The following is a 14,795-nucleotide window of genomic DNA, read 5'->3' on the forward strand; positions in this document are numbered from 1 at the left end:
ACGACGTGCAGGACACCCTCCAAACCCTCGTCGGCGGCCTGAGCCTCGGCGCCGTCTACGCCCTGGTCGCCATGGGCTTCTCCCTCGTCTACCGCACCATGGGCCTGGTCAACTTCGCGCACGCCGACATCGCCATGATCGGCGCCTACACCGCCTCCACGTTCTACCTCACCTCCGAACTCCCCTTCGCCGTCGCCATGGTGGTGGCCATCGTCATCACCGGGGCCATCGGCCTGGTCATCGAGCGTGTCCTGCGCCCCCTGGAGAACAAGGACTTCGACCTGATGCTGATCGGCACGATCGGCTTCGGCATCGTCCTCCAGGCGCTGGCCGTCATCATCTGGGGCACCACCGGCCGCGCCGTGCCCTCACCGCTGCACTCCGCGCCCCTGGACGTCCTCGGCATCCGCGTACGCACCTACGACCTGCTGGTCATGGCCGTCGCCGCGCTCGCCGTGGTCGGCCTCGCCTTCTTCCTGTCCCGCACCAAACGCGGCGCGGCCATGCAGGCCGTGGCCATGGACCACGAGGCGGCCACCGCGGTCGGCATCGACGTCGGGCGCAGCAACGCCCTGGCCTTCGCCATCGGAGCTGGCCTCGCCGCCCTCGCCGGCGGACTGGTCGGGCCCATGCTCTACGTCGACGCCTCCCTCGGCGGTGCCCTCGGCATCAAGGGCTTCGCCGCGGCGATGCTCGGCGGCTTCGGCTCCATCCACGGCGCCGTGGTCGGCGGGATCGCCATCGGCGTCCTCGACTCCTACGCGGCCGGCCACTTCCAGGGCTACTCGGTGCTGGTCACCTTCCTGGTCTTCACGGCCGCGATCATGATCCGGCCCACCGGCATCTTCGGTGAAAGGACGGTCAGTCGCGCATGAAGTCCCGCCTCGCAGCCACCGGCGTCCTCGTCCTCGCCGCCTGGGCACTGCCGTACGGCCTGGGCAGCTACACCGTCCACGTCGTCAACATCGCCCTCATCTACGCCCTGCTCGCCCTCGGCATGGGCCTGGCCATGGGCGTCTCCGGACAGATCAACCTCGCCCAGGTCGCGTTCTTCGGCGTGGGCGCCTACGCCGTCGCCATCCTCACCACCCACTACGGCCACGGCTTCTGGCTCTCCGCCCTGCTCGCCGTCCTCGCCACCGTCGTCACCGGCCTCTTCGTCGGTGTGCCCGCGCTGCGCATGCAGTCCCACTACCTGGGCATCGTCACCCTCGGCCTCGCCCTGGGCTTCATCAACTGGATCACCAACGCCCACCTCACCGGCGGCGCCGACGGCATCTCGGGGATCCCCGTCCCCACCCTGCCCGGCGTGGACCTCTCCAGCGAGTACCTCTACTACTACCTGGAAGTCGTCGTCTTCGCCCTGGCACTCCTCTTCGGCCTCTTCGTCGTCCACACCTCGCTCGGCCGCCGCCTGCGCGCCATGCGGGACGACGCCCTCGCGGCAGGGGCCATGGGCGCGGAGATCCCGTTCCTGCGCATGACGGCCTTCCTGCTCGCCAGCCTCTACGGCGGCCTGGCCGGTGTGCTCTACTCCGGCCTCATCCGCTACGTCGCCCCCGAGACCTTCTCCATCGGCAACATGTTCATCCTGCTGGCCATGGTCATCATCGGCGGCCGCCGCTCCCTGGTCGGCTGCGTGGTGGGCGCCGTCGGCCTGACGATGGTCCGCGAGTGGCTCTCCGACTTCTCCACCTACGCCCAGCTCGGCTACGGCGTCGTCGTGGTCGCGATGGTCGTCTTCGCACCGACGGGACTGGCCGGCGTCCCCGCACGGCTGCGCACCCTGTACGCACGGCGCCGCGCCCAGCAGCCCTCCCGCGCCGAGCTGCGCCCCTTCACCCCTTACACGGTCGAGGAACGCTCCGGCCCCGACGGCGTGCTCCTGTCCGTCGAGGGCGTCACCCAGCAGTTCCGCGGTCTGCGAGCCCTGGACGAGGTGACGCTCGCCGTGCACCGAGGGGAGATCCGCGGCGTCGTGGGCCCCAACGGCTCGGGCAAGACCACCCTGTTCAACGTCATCAGCGGCTTCTACCGCGCGACGGCCGGCACCGTGCGCTTCGCCGACGCCGACACCACCGCCGCCCGGCCCTACACGCTCTCCCTGACCGGCCTGGCCCGCACCTTCCAGAACCTGCGCCTGTTCGGGCAGCTCACCGTGCGCGAGAACATCCTCGTCGCGCTCGACCGCACCCGCGCGCACACCATCTGGCAGTACGCGCTCTGGCAGCCGGGCGTCCTCGCACGCGAACGCCGGCTGCGCGCCCGGGCCGACGACATCCTCGAACGCTACGGGCTGGTCGACTTCGCGGAAGCCGACCCCTCCTCCCTTCCCTACGGTATCCAGCGCCGTATCGAGATCGCCCGCGCCATGGCGGCCCGCCCGCGGCTGCTCCTGCTCGACGAACCGGCGGCCGGTCTGAACGGCGAGGAGGTCCAGCAGCTCATCCGCATCGTCCGCTCCATCCGCGACAGCGGAACCACCGTGATCCTCATCGAACACAACATGGGACTGGTCATGTCCCTGTGCGAGAAGGTCACCGTCCTGTCCAGCGGGAAGGTCATCGCGGAAGGCACCCCCCAGGAGGTCGTCTCCACGCCGGAGGTCATCGAGGCCTACCTCGGCGATTCCGACCCGGCCGAACTCGGCCTCGACACACCCCGGTCCGCCGCACGGCCGGAACACGCGCAGGAGGCCACCCCATGAAGGTCACCGGAGCCGACACCGTCCAGCCCCTGGCCGTGGAGGGGCTGAGCGTGCACTACGGCGGCGTCTGCGCGGTCAGCTCCATCGGGTTCACCGTCGAACCGGGCCAGTCCGTGGGCATCATCGGCGCCAACGGAGCCGGCAAGACCTCCACCCTCAAGGCGCTGATGGGCCTCGTCCCCCGCAGCGGCGGCCGCATCCGCCTCGGTGACCACGACCTGACCCGGGTCAAGGCCCGCGACATGGTGCGCCACGGCATCGGCTACGTCCCGGAAGGACGGCATGTCTTCCCCGGCCTGTCCGTGGAGAAGAACCTGCTCCTCGGCGCGTACTCGCGTGCCTGGGACAAGGAGACCCATCGGCAACTCGACGAGGTCTACGCCCTGTTCCCGGTCCTGAAGGAGATGCGCGAACGGCTCGCCGGCGCCCTCTCCGGCGGACAGCAGCAGATGCTCGCCATCGGCCGGGCCCTGATGACCCGACCGCGCCTGCTCGTCCTGGACGAGCCCTCCATGGGCCTGTCTCCCAAGCTCGTCGGCAACATCCTCGACGTGCTGCTGAAGCTGCGTGAGGAAGGTCTGAGCCTGCTGCTGGTGGAGCAGAACGCCAAGCTCACCTTCGGCGTGACCAGCCACTGCATCGTCATGGAGAACGGCGAGGTCGCCATGAGCGGCACCTCCGCGGCACTCAGCCACGATCCCCGGGTCCGGGAGGTGTATCTGGGGCTGTGAGCAGGGGGCGACGCAGGACGCGCCGCCCCCTGCCCGCGCGAGGTCCGCGGCACCGCGGAGCGCCCTGTCCCTTCCCGCCGTGAAGTTCTCCTGATATTGATAACGAACCAGTTCGTACATTACTTGGGGTGGAGCCGCCGTGGCCCAGTTCTCGTATCTCGTCGGGTTCGTCGGCGCGGACGCCGACCGCTCGCTCGGCCTCGAACTCCACGAGCGGGAGGCGCACCGACACGGACTGCGCTACCTCTGCCGCCGCGTGGACGCCGACGCACGGGCATTCCGCGCCCAGGGCCTGGGCGGATTCCTGCGGGCCTGCCGGGACTTCGGCTTCTCCGGACTCGACGTCGCCCGGCCCTACCGCCACCGCGTCGTCCCCTACGTGGACGAACTGTCCGAGACGGCGGCGCGCGTGGGATCGGTCGACGTCATCGTCTTCACGCGGGACGGCCGGACGGTCGGGCACAACACGGACGTCGCCGGCTGCGTCGCGGCCCTCCTCAGGGGGCTGCCCGGAGTTCCGCTCGATCGCGTGGTGCAGGTCGGGGCGGGCGATGCCGGGATCGCCGCCGCGTACGCCCTCCGTGAGCGGGGAGTGAGGCACCTCTCCGTGACGGACCCCGTGCCGGAGCGCGCCCGCGCCCTGGTCGAGTGCCTCAACCAGGGTGACGGCGCCGCCCCCGGCCGGGCGGAGGCGTTCCCGGCCGAAGGGCTCGCCGAACGGCTGAAGCAGGCCGACGGCCTCGTCAACAGCCTGCCCACGGACGACACGGACGGCACGGGCGGCGCGGGCGGTGGGGACGGCGCGGACGGCCGGGAGGTGGTGCGGCCGGAATTCCTGCGCGGTGACCTGTGGATCTTCGACACGCGGTACCACCCGGACCGCACCCCGCTCGTGCGGGCCGGCAGTGCGCTGGGCTGCCGCGTCCTCCAAGGCGGCGGCGCGCTGGTGCACGAGGCGGCCACCGCCTTCCGCCTCGTCACCGGTCGCACGCCCCACACCTCCTCCATGTTCGGCGACTTCGCCGATCTGACGGCCGGTCCCCAGGCCCACACCTGAGGCTCCAGGAGGTTGGCGGGTTTCCGGTACTCGCTGTCCCGTCACCGGTGGTCCGCGCACCCGGAGGGGTTCCACAGTGGTGGCTGTACGCCGCACCACCCGGTCGGCGGCGTCGTTCGCGCCACCGGCGCGACCGGCCAACCCCTTTGAGCACGGAGGCTCGCACACCCATGTCCGAGACACGCGAAGACACGACCGTCGTCATCGTCGGGGCCGGTGTCGCCGGCCTGACGCTCGGCACCTTGCTGCTGCGCAACGGCATCGACTGCACCGTGCTGGAGAAGCACCCCCGCGCCTACGTCGAGGCACGTCAGCGCGCCGGGACCATCGACACCTTCGGGGTGCGCATGTTCCGCGAGTGGGGTCTCGAGGAAGTACTGGCGGGTGACGCCGTCCCGGACAGCGGATTCGGCTTCTACATCGACGGAGAGGCGATGCCGGTCGATGTGGACGACGACAACGACGAGAGCCTCTACTGCCCCCAGCAGGTCCTCGTCCGCAACCTCACGGACGTCTTCCTGCGGGAGGGCGGAGACCTTCGCCATGAGGCCGCCGACGTGTCCTTGGAGAACGTGACCGGCGAACGCCCCGTCGCCCGCTACCGGGACGCCGACGGCACCGCCAGGGTCATCGACTGCGACTTCATCGCCGGCTGCGACGGCTTCCACGGCGTGAGCCGGCGCAGCATCCCCGCCTCCGCGCTGACCGAGTACTCCCACGTGTACGGGTTTAACTGGCTCAGCGTCCTGGCCGCCGTCCCGGCGAACCCGTCCGGCATGGCGATCCACTCGCGCGGTCTCGCCGGCCTCATCCCACGCGGCCCGCGAGCCAGTCGCGTCTACCTTCAGTGCGCGGTCGACGACACCCCCGAGCAGTGGCCGGACGAGCGCGTCTGGAGCGAACTGGAGGCCCGCTTCGGGACCCCTGTGACGAGCGGCGAGATCGTCGACAGGCGGATCGTGCCGCTGCGCGGTGTGGTCTTCGCCCCGATGAGCCACGGGAAGCTCTATCTCCTCGGCGACGCCGCGCACATCGTCCCGCCGATGAGCGCCAAGGGCATCCACCTCGCCCTCCACGACACCGAGGTCTTCGCCCGGGCCGTCATCCGCCAGGTCAAGGAAGGCGACCCCGGTCTTCTCGACCGTTACTCCGAGACCTGCCTGCCCCACATCTGGAACTACCAGGCGTTCGCCACCTGGATCACCGACACCATGCACAACGCCGGCTTCAGCGGCCACGAGGGAGAGTTCCGCAAGGAGGTCGCCCGGGCCGAACTCCGGCGCCAGTTCACCTCGGACGCCGCGAACAAGCTCTTCAGTGAGCTCACCGCCGGCACCAACTAGCCCAACGTCGGGCGCCGTTCGTCTCGTGGCTGCGGGCTGAACCGGTCCGTGGCCACGCCCGTGGGCGGGGCGCGGAGAGAAGCCGCTCGGTTCACGGGGGAGGGGGGCGAGTCGCAGGGGTCTGACCGTGGGGGAGTGGCGTCGGCCGGTCCCGGTGCGGCGGATCCGTCACGTGGGCCGCGCGTCCTGGCGGAGGGCCTTGTCGACGCCGGTGACGACCACGGTGACCAGACAGAGGGCGATGACGGTCTCCGCCCACAGGAAGGCGAACCAGTCCAGCACGCAGCCGATCGGGGGTGTGCCGGGGGCGGTGTTGCGGAACGCGGCGAGCGCGAACAGGGTGGCGGCCATCCAGGCGAGGCCGGGCCAGACCAGTCCCTCGCCGCGGGTCGTCAGGTACCAGGCCCCGATGAGCACGGACGCGGCCAGTGCCCACATCACCACCATCATGAAGACCGCGAAGACGAGCAGGCTGCCCGAGCGCGTCAACTCCACCGCCGTCACGGCTTCCTGCCGGGAGGGCCCGGGATGTGCGGAGACCGAGAAGAGCGTGTCGGCGTTGGAGAACAGCATCCGTACCGGCACCGGGTCGCCGCCGAGCTCCGCCCGGAAGGCGATGACGGTCCCGTAGGTGTCGAACGGGTAGTCACTGATCGATCCGCCGGTCAGCGCGACCTGAACATCCCTTGTCGTGAGCCGCTCGTGCGCCGTGAACTCCAGGTCGCCCAGGGTCGCCCCCGAGGTCCGGAGGCTGAGATCGGCCGCCGGTGCCGCCCCGTCCGCCTCACCGAGGGTTCCGCGTGGGGTCACCGAGACCCGCAGTACCAGCTCCCGGCCCGTGGCGTCGACGCTTTGGACGGCGGCTTCCACGTCCACCCGGTCGGCGGCCGAGGATCCGACGACGTGCACCGTGTCGGCCGCCTGCCGTTCGGTGAAGTGGAGCCACGAGCCCACGGCCACCGCCACCACGATCAGGAGCGCGATGGGGACGAGCACGGGCAGGACGGATCCGCCGGAGCGGCGCGGGCGAGGCGGATCGGAGGGTGCCGGTGCCGGAGGGCCCTGACGCATCACTCGGTCCGGATGCCCGGCAGCCGGCCCGCCGCCCGCAAGCCGTCGGGTGACTCCGCGTGGTCAGGGTCGCTGGTGGTACACCACGACGTCGTCCGACTCACGGACACCACCTGCTTTCGCCACCTGGAACGAGATCGGCTCAGTGTCGTCCGGCACTTCGGGGGAGCCGAGGTCATCAAGTCCGCTGCGGGTGCGCCGCTGCCGGTGTGCCGGGACGCGGCGTCGGCGAGGCGATGTCGGCGGAACGCGCGTCGTCCACGCTACGGGCTGGTCCGAGGACCTGCACGCGGACCACGCGCCGGGCACGCAGGGGCGCCGCCCGGCTGGGCCCACCACCTGACTTGGGGCCTTGGGACCTTGTGGCCCTGTGGCGTTCGGCGCAGCGTCCGCCACCGGAGCGGAGGGCGGCTCCGTCCCCGGCCGCCGAGGGGGTGACGGGTCGACGGCCGACCGGGTGACCAGGGGATCGAAGGCCGGGAGCCGGGGCCGGGGAACCGGGGGAGCCCCGGTCCCGGGCGGGGCTGCTCCAAGTGGAGGCGACGAGTGGTGGCGGCCCCTGCCCGAACGCAGGCTGGCGTACGCGCCCCGCCCTGCCGTGCGGCGGGGCGCAGCCATGCCAACCGCCCCCGGACCGCAGTGGCCAGGGACGTCAGAGAGACGAGATCACATGGCGGAACACGACATCGGTTCCGGGCCCCCGCCCTCCTTCTCCGGGACCGGGACCGGGACCGGAACCGGGGCGCCCGTACGGAGCCCGGCTCGACACACCCCTCCACGACTCGGCCGGGGGACGCGGACGAAGGCGGCGCTCCTCGCCGTGTGTCTGGGTGTCCTCGGTACGGTCGGGGCCGCGCCGGGCAGCGCCCAGTCGCCGCCTGCCGGCGGGCCGCCGCCGGGGCATCCGGCGCGGTTCGTGCCGGGCCCCTGTCCGCGGACGCCCGAGCCGGTTCCCGGCCGGTGCGGCTTCCTCGAGGTCCCGGAGAACCGCGAGCGCCCCAGGGGACGCACCATCCGGCTGGCCGTCGCCATCATCCCGGCAGCGTCGAAGAAGCCGGCCCCGGACCCCGTGGTGTTCATGGAAGGGGGTCCCGGCGGTGACGCGTTCGGAGCCATCCCCTTCCTGATCGACTCCGGCGTGAACCGCGACCGCGAGCTGATCGTCGTGGCCCAGCGCGGCACCCTGCACTCACAGCCGAGCCTCGCGTGCCCGGAGATGGACCGGTTCAACGCGACCGCCGTGGGCCTGCCCTACGACGCGCCGTCGACCGGACGAGGCCTGGTACGCGCGGCGAAGGAGTGCCGGGACCGTCTGACGGCCGAGGGAATCGACCTGGCGGCCTACAACACCACCGAGAACGCCGCGGACTTCGCCGCCCTCCGCAAGGCTCTGGGTATCGGCAAGTGGAACGTCTACGGCTACTCCTACGGCACCGACCTGGGCCTCACCTACCTGCGCCGGCACTCCCGGGGCATCCGCTCCCTGGCGATCGACTCGGTCGTGCCGCCACAGGTCGTGAGCCTGCCGTGGGCCTGGGACAGCGCCCAGGAGGGGATCAACGCGATCTTCGCGGCGTGCGAGGCCCAGCCCGCGTGCAGGTCCCGCTACCCGGACCTGTCCCGCACGCTCACGCGACAGGTCCGGCGGCTGGAGGCGAAACCCCTGAGGCTGACCGTCCCGCCGCCCGGTGGCGGCACCCCCGTGAAGGTCGTCCTCGACGGGGGCACGCTGGTGAACCTGCTGGTCGCCGACGGCCGGCTGGTGCCGTCCGCCGACGTCCCCGCGGCCCTCTACGAACTCGCCGCCGGCAACCCGGAGCGCCTCGCGCGGGCCCAGGCCGCCGGCGCCACGCCCGCCGTCGGCGAGTTCGCCCACGGGCTGACGCACTCGGTGGCCTGTGCCGAATGGGTCCCGGGCTTCTCGAAGCGCGACGTGCTGAAAGCCGGTCGCCGCGCCTTCCCGGGATGGCCGGACTCGGTGCTGGCCCACGCGCCGCAGCTGCCGTTCGAGCACGACCTGTGCCGCGTCTGGAACGTCCCGGACCGCACCGCGGTGCAGCGGGTGGCCACCCACAGCAAGGTGCCCGCGCTCATCATCACCGGGACCTTCGACGCGAAGACCGGGGCGAGCTGGGGGCCGTTCGCCGGCCGCACGCTGCCCCGCTCGACCGCCGTGGTGATTCCTGGGATCACCCACTGGGTGGTGCCGCAGAACCCCTGCGCCGCGTCGGTCCTGCGCTCCTTCCTGGCGCGGCCGACCGCGCCCGACACCGGCTGTGTGCCGGGAGTCGAACCCAAGCCGTTCACCATCATCCCCTGACCGGAGTACGCACGATGTCCCCTGGTACCACCCCCGGCCGACGCCCAGCGCGACGGCTCCCGGCGCCCCTGGCCGGAGCCACGGCCAGCGCCCTCGTCATCGGCCTCGCCGCCCTGCCCGCACACGCCGAGTCCGGCGCCGACGCCCCGATCGGCACCGTCGCCCGTACGGTGGGCGACGCCCGCTTCGCACCGGGCCCCTGTCCCAGGACGGCGGACCCGATCCCCGATCTCGCACGCGCCCGCTGCGGCACCCTCACCGTGCCCGAGAAGCGCTCCGGCGCCAAGGGGCCCAAGGAGCCCGAAGGGTACGGGGGCGACGACCGGCGCGAGATCACCCTCGCCGTCGCGATCATGCCCGCCAGGAGCAGCCGCCCCGCGCCCGACCCGATCGTGTGGTTCGCCGGCGGGCCCGGCGACGACGCGGTCTCCGAGATCCCGATGGCGCTCGCCGGCAACCTCGACCGCGACCGCGACGTGATCTTCATGTCCCAGCGCGGCACCTACTCGGCAGACCCGGAACTCACCTGTCCGAACATCGACCGGTTCAACGCCCGCGCCCTCGGCCTGGTCTCCAACGCGCCGTCCACCGGACGCCTGCACGTCGAGGCGACCCGGACCTGCCGTGCCCGCGTGGACGCCGAGGGCGCCGACCGCAGCGCCTACAACGACATCGAGAGCTCGGCCGACTACGACGCCCTGCGCAAGACGCTGCGCGTCAAGAAGTGGAACGTCTTCGGCATCTCCTACGGCACCCACCTGGCGCTCAACTACATGCGCCTGCACCCGAAGGGCATCCGCTCGGTCGGCATCGACGGCATCCTGCCGCCGTCCATCGCCGGCGGGGCCGTGACCTGGAAGGCCGCACGCGAAGGCTTCGACGGCCTGTTCAAGGCCTGCGCACAGCAGCCCGCGTGCAACACGCGCTACCCGAACCTCAAGGCCACCTTCCTGCGCCTCGTCAGTGAGCTGGAGGCCAGACCGATCACCACCACCGTCACGGTCCCCGTCCACCCGGAGCCGGTGAAGGTCGTGCTGGACGGGAGCAACCTGGTCACCTGGCTGACCTCCGCCACCCATGTGGCGGCCGGCGTGCCCCGCTCGATCGACGAACTCGCCCACGGCGACCCGCAACGCATCGCCGAGCAGCTCGCGGGCGGCAAGTACAGCCCCCAGGCCATCGGAAGGGTCGCCCACGGGCTGGTCTACGGCGTCTTCTGCCGCCAGTGGACCCCGTACGAGAGCCAGGCCGACATCATCCGAGGCGGACGCCGCGCCTTCCCGACGTTCCCCCGGTCGATGCTGGCCAACGCCCCGCAACTCGCCTGGCTCCACGACGACTGCCGGGCCTGGGACGTTCCCCCGGCGCCCCGGTCGGTACGGGACGTGACCCGCAGCGACATCCCGACCCTCGCCCTGTCCGGCGGGTTCGACGCCCAGACGGCGCCGAGCAACGGGGCGTACGTCGCCCGTACGCTGAGCCGCTCCACCACCGTCACGGTCCCCTACGTCGCCCATGTGGTGTTCGCCGACTCGCGCTGCGCGCAGACGATCACCACATCCTTCTTCGCCCGCCCGACCGCGCCGGACACCAGGTGCCTCGCGGGCCTCCAGCCGCCGCAGTTCGAGATCGCACCGTAAACCGGTCCCCGGCGGCCGCACTCCCGGTGCCGGAACCGGCGGGGCCGCATCCACCATCGGCGGTGGATGCGGCCCCGCCGGTGGAAGCCCACCGCACCAGGCCTACGGGGAAAGGGAGTTCAGGGAGCAGTGGCGGCGCGGCGGATGGCGTCGAGGGTGCGGGTCACGTCGGTCTCGGTCGTCGACCAGTTGCTCACCGAGATGCGCATGACCCGGCGGCCGTGCCAGGTGGAGCCGCTGATCCATGCCGTGCCGTCGTCGAGCAGCCGCGCGAGGACGCGATCGGTGCGCTCGTCGTCGCCGAACGCGGCGCAGACCTGGGTGAAGACGACGTCGTTGAGGACGGTGGCGCCGTCGATCCGGGCGATGCCCTCGGCGAAGGAAGAGGCGTGGCGGCACAGCCGGTCGATCAGGTCGGCGACGCCTGATCGGCCGAGGGAGCGCAGGGCGGCCCACACGGTGAAGGCGCGGCCGCGGCGCGAGAGTTCGGGCACCTTGTCGGTGGGGTCGCCCTGCTGGTCGTGGATGAGGTAGTCGCTGTGCAGGGCCATCGCGGCCCGGAGCGCGGACGGATCGCGTACGACGGCTAGGCCGCAGTCGTAGGGGACGTTGAGGGTCTTGTGGGCGTCCGTCGCCCAGGAGTCCGCCGCCGCGCAGCCCGCCGTCAGGTGGGTGTGGCCGGTGGAGGCGGCGGCCCACAGCCCGAAGGCGCCGTCGATGTGGACCCACGCGTCCGCTTCGCGGGCGGCGCGAATCGCCTCGACGAAGGGGTCGAAGGCACCGGAGTGGATGTCGCCGGCCTGGAGGATCACGATCGTCGGGGAGCCCGGCCCACGGGCTGTGAGGGTGCGCCGCAGGGCCTCGGGTTCTATGCGTCCTTGCTCGTCCGCCGTGACGAGGTCGGGTCGCCCGAGCCCCAGGTAGCGCAGCGCCAGGTCGATGGCCATGTGGCGGTCCTGGCCTGCGACGACGTGCACAGCCGGTCCTTCGGTGAGTCCGTCGCGGGCGACATTCCAACCGGCGCGCCGCATCACGGCGTCGCGTGCGGCGGCGAGGCAGGTGAAGTTGGCCATCGTGGCGCCCGTGGTGAAGCCGACCGCGCTGTCGCCCGGCAGGCCGAGCAGGTGGAGCAGCCACGCGCCGGCGATCTCTTCCGCCGCCGCGTACGCGGGTGAGGCGGCGCGCATGACGCAGTTCTGGTCCCAGGCACTGGTCAGCCAGTCCGAGGCGAGGGCGGCTGGTTCGGCGCCGCCGACCACGAATCCGTAGAAGCGGCCGCTGGGGAACGCGGTGAGTCCCGGTTCACAGGCCGTCGCCAGCAGGTCGACGACGTCGGCGGGCGCGCTGGGGCCGTCGGGCAGGTCGGGTCCGAGCGCGCGCATGATCTCCTCGACCGATGCGCGAGCCGGAATCCGGCGTTCGGAGAGGCTCGCCAGCCAGCGGACGGCATGGCCGTACGCCTGTCGGAGCGCCGTCTCGCGCGCGTCCATACCCGGACTATGAAACAGCGCCCGCCGCTGTGCAAGCCGTACCCGTGCGATGCGCGGGCGGCGTGCCCGACGGGGCGCCGTCACCCTGCGGACCACCGGTGTGCGCGAGGTGACTGGGCCTGCCGGGAGCGGGAGCGCCGAGGCCATCTTCCGCGCAGGTGAGGCCCCCGGAGGCCGGACGCGGCCGACGCAGCTCCGGTCACAGGCCCAGGCGCCGCAGCGCGAGCGCGACATGGCCCCGAAGGGAGCGATCCCATCCCGGTAGGGCACCGGCGACCTCGTCGTCGTCGGCGTGGACCAGGACGGCCAGTGCCTCGTCCGGCAGGGCCGTCGCCCGCCGACGCGCCAGTGCGACCGCGGCGGTCACCCGCACCGCCTCGTCCGCGGAGGCCAGACATGCTGTGAGCGCCGCGAGTTGGCCGGAGCCGAGCGGGCCGGGGAGGAACGCCAGGGCGAGGTTCGCCGACGCACGGGCGGCCGCCGTGTCGGACCCCACGCCGACCAGCGCGTCCGCGAGTCCGGGGACCTCGGGGAACCAGACCAGCAGCGCCGCCGCACGGGACGCCACGGCAGGCTCGGCATCCTCCAGCCAGGTCAGGAACGAAGGCGCGTGGCGCTCGGGGGTCCGGGTCCTCGTCCTCGAACAGCACGCGGAGCACCGCGGCCTCGTCCGACGGGCCGACCCGTTCGGCCCCGGCGAAGGCACGTACGGGGTCGAAGGGCAGGACGTCGTCGTGCAGGTCGCCGAGGGCGACAGCATGCAGCAGGTGCACGACTGTCGCCCGGTCGGGCGTCGAGGGTGTGTCCGCGAGCGCGACCAGGGGTGCCACCACATGAGCGCTCGCCGGCCATCGAGTGCCCTGGTGGTAGACGTTTCCGCTCAGGGCCGACACGGCCGCCCCGCGCACCGCGGGATCGGCGCTGGACAGCGCGGTCAGCCGGCCGGGGACGTCATCCGCCCGACCGTAGGCATGGTGCAGACAGGCCCAGTCGGGCTCGGAGGAACCGCTCACAGGCCCGGACCCTACGCCTCTCGGCCACCGGCCACGGCGCCCCGCCTGCATGCGCGCCGCACCGGAGGCTGCATGCGTGCTGCGCCACAGGCCGGGCCCGGGCGGCAGCGGGGCTCGGTGGGCGCGTCAGGTGTTCTCGGTGAGGAGCTGGAGCGTCTGAAGCAGTGCCAGGCGCTGTGCCTCGTCGAGTGGTGCGAAGAGCTCCTGTAGCGCACCGGCCATCAGTTGCCGGCCCGCCTCGAGCGCGGCCTGCCCCGATTCGGTGAGGGTGTGTTCGAGGCGGCGCCCGCGACCTGCCGACCGAGCGATGAGTCCACCGGTGACGAGCCGGTTCGCCAGGGTGCCGAAGGCCTGGTCGCTCTGGAACGTCGCGACGGCGAGTTCATGGCCGGAGGCGCCAGGCATGCGGTCGATGGCGCGCAGGGCGTCCCACTGCACGAGGGTCACCCCGATCTCACGGAGGGCCGTATCGGCGGCGCGGTGATTCCGGTACTGCGCGCGCTTGATCGCGTGCCCGAGGGCTTCCAGGTCGGTCTTCATGGTGTTACGTTATCAACGTTCTTATATAAACATGTTGAGTCAGGAGCTCCCGTGAACCTCTCCCTCCCCGATGACCTTCCCGTCATCCAGGCCGGCGACCCCGCGGCGCGCACGGCGCTGGTGCTGCACGGCGGCGGCGGCCCGCAGACCGTCGCGCCCATCGTGGGACACCTCGCGGCCTCCCTGCACACGTTCGCCCCGACCCATCCCGGCTGGAACGGCACGACGCGCCCCGACTTCATCACCTCCGTCGCGGACCTCGCGGCCGCCTACCTCGCACGACTGCTCGACCACGGAGAGCGTGACGTCGTGCTGGTCGGATCCTCGATCGGCGGTTGGATCGCCCTCGAGATGGCGGTGCGGGCCGCACACGACGAGCGGTACAAGGGACTGATCGGGGCCTTGATCGACATCGACGGCGTCGGTGTGGTCGTCGAGGGGGAGCCGGTCGCGGACTTCTTCGCCCTCGACGCCCGGGGACTCGCGGAGGCCGCCTGGCACGACCCCGAGCGCGGGTACATGGACCCGGCCCGGCTCACCGAGGAGCAGCGCGCGATCCAGCAGGCCAACGGTCGCACCATGGCCGTCATCGCCGGCCGGGGCATGAGTGACCCGACGCTGCTCGCACGGCTCGGCGCGGTGAACGTGCCGACGCTGGTGGTGTGGGGTGAGAGCGACCGGATCGTCACCCCCGCGTACGGGCGGGCCGTCGCCTGCGCGGTGCCGGGCGCCCGGTTCGTCGGGATCCAGGCGGCCGGACACCTTCCGCATCTCGAGGCGCCGGACGCGACCTGGGCAGCGATCGACCAGTTCCTGAGCCGGTCGTAGCCCGTTCCCGGAACCCGGCCGACACTTTGCCGCTTTCACTTCCGCCGTCGTCGTC

12 protein-coding genes are annotated in these 14,795 nt (G+C 72.1%); 8 read left to right on the forward strand and 4 right to left on the reverse strand.

The features are described from left to right. Positions 1–5: 5 nt before the first annotated feature. The 5 genes from AOQ37_RS33765 to AOQ37_RS33785 all read left to right on the forward strand — a co-directional run bounded on the left by AOQ37_RS33765 (position 6) and on the right by AOQ37_RS33785 (position 5,838). On the forward strand, positions 6–875 hold the full coding sequence (locus AOQ37_RS33765) for a branched-chain amino acid ABC transporter permease (protein ID WP_062650208.1): 870 nt from the start codon (positions 6–8) through the stop codon (positions 873–875). Beyond that, positions 872–2,707 carry a branched-chain amino acid ABC transporter ATP-binding protein/permease gene (locus AOQ37_RS33770; protein WP_062650210.1) on the forward strand — a complete coding sequence of 612 codons (1,836 nt, stop codon included), beginning with the start codon at positions 872–874 and terminating at the stop codon, positions 2,705–2,707. The genes AOQ37_RS33765 and AOQ37_RS33770 overlap by 4 nt, the downstream gene beginning before the upstream one ends. Continuing rightward, the gene (locus tag AOQ37_RS33775; RefSeq protein ID WP_062650212.1) at positions 2,704–3,438 is read left to right on the forward strand and encodes an ABC transporter ATP-binding protein; all 735 of its coding nucleotides are present in this window, start codon (positions 2,704–2,706) and stop codon (positions 3,436–3,438) included. The genes AOQ37_RS33770 and AOQ37_RS33775 overlap by 4 nt, the downstream gene beginning before the upstream one ends. Positions 3,439–3,577: 139 nt before the next feature. Then, positions 3,578–4,495, forward strand: a complete 918-nt coding sequence (locus tag AOQ37_RS33780; RefSeq protein WP_062650215.1) for a shikimate dehydrogenase — start codon at positions 3,578–3,580, stop codon at positions 4,493–4,495. A 170-nt stretch (positions 4,496–4,665) separates the two neighbouring features. Beyond that, on the forward strand, positions 4,666–5,838 hold the full coding sequence (locus AOQ37_RS33785) for a 4-hydroxybenzoate 3-monooxygenase (protein ID WP_062650217.1): 1,173 nt from the start codon (positions 4,666–4,668) through the stop codon (positions 5,836–5,838). 168 nt (positions 5,839–6,006) lie between these two features. Here AOQ37_RS33785 and AOQ37_RS33790 read toward each other — a convergent pair whose 3' ends face one another. Continuing rightward, entirely contained in the window at positions 6,007–6,840 is an 834-nt protein-coding gene (locus AOQ37_RS33790) for a DUF4436 family protein (protein WP_062650337.1), read from the reverse strand. Positions 6,841–7,579: 739 nt separating this feature from the next. On the opposite strand from AOQ37_RS33790, the gene AOQ37_RS33795 reads away from it, so the two are divergent. Both AOQ37_RS33795 and AOQ37_RS33800 read left to right on the forward strand, forming a co-directional pair. Continuing rightward, positions 7,580–9,229, forward strand: a complete 1,650-nt coding sequence (locus AOQ37_RS33795; protein WP_234437095.1) for an alpha/beta fold hydrolase — start codon at positions 7,580–7,582, stop codon at positions 9,227–9,229. A 14-nt stretch (positions 9,230–9,243) separates the two neighbouring features. Further along, positions 9,244–10,869, forward strand: a complete 1,626-nt coding sequence (locus AOQ37_RS33800) for an alpha/beta fold hydrolase (protein ID WP_107085368.1) — start codon at positions 9,244–9,246, stop codon at positions 10,867–10,869. 119 nt (positions 10,870–10,988) lie between these two features. Here the strand turns inward: AOQ37_RS33800 and AOQ37_RS33805 are convergent, their stop codons facing one another. The 3 genes from AOQ37_RS33805 to AOQ37_RS33815 all read right to left on the reverse strand — a co-directional run bounded on the left by AOQ37_RS33805 (position 10,989) and on the right by AOQ37_RS33815 (position 13,912). Further along, complete coding sequence (locus AOQ37_RS33805) at positions 10,989–12,359, reverse strand: pyridoxal phosphate-dependent decarboxylase family protein (protein WP_062650219.1); 1,371 nt, start codon at positions 12,357–12,359, stop codon at positions 10,989–10,991. A gap of 199 nt (positions 12,360–12,558) precedes the next feature. Continuing rightward, complete coding sequence (locus tag AOQ37_RS33810) at positions 12,559–12,927, reverse strand: hypothetical protein (protein WP_062650221.1); 369 nt, start codon at positions 12,925–12,927, stop codon at positions 12,559–12,561. A gap of 571 nt (positions 12,928–13,498) precedes the next feature. After that, the gene (locus AOQ37_RS33815; RefSeq protein ID WP_062650223.1) at positions 13,499–13,912 is read right to left on the reverse strand and encodes a MarR family winged helix-turn-helix transcriptional regulator; all 414 of its coding nucleotides are present in this window, start codon (positions 13,910–13,912) and stop codon (positions 13,499–13,501) included. A 51-nt stretch (positions 13,913–13,963) separates the two neighbouring features. Between AOQ37_RS33815 and AOQ37_RS33820 the strand changes: the two genes are divergently transcribed. Continuing rightward, positions 13,964–14,740 (forward strand): alpha/beta fold hydrolase, encoded by a 777-nt coding sequence (locus tag AOQ37_RS33820; RefSeq protein ID WP_062650225.1) that lies wholly within the window; start codon positions 13,964–13,966, stop codon positions 14,738–14,740. Positions 14,741–14,795: the final 55 nt, after the last annotated feature.

The sequence above is a fragment of the Streptomyces maremycinicus genome (assembly GCF_001184025.1).
Taxonomy (GTDB): Bacteria; Actinomycetota; Actinomycetes; order Streptomycetales; family Streptomycetaceae; genus Streptomyces; species Streptomyces maremycinicus.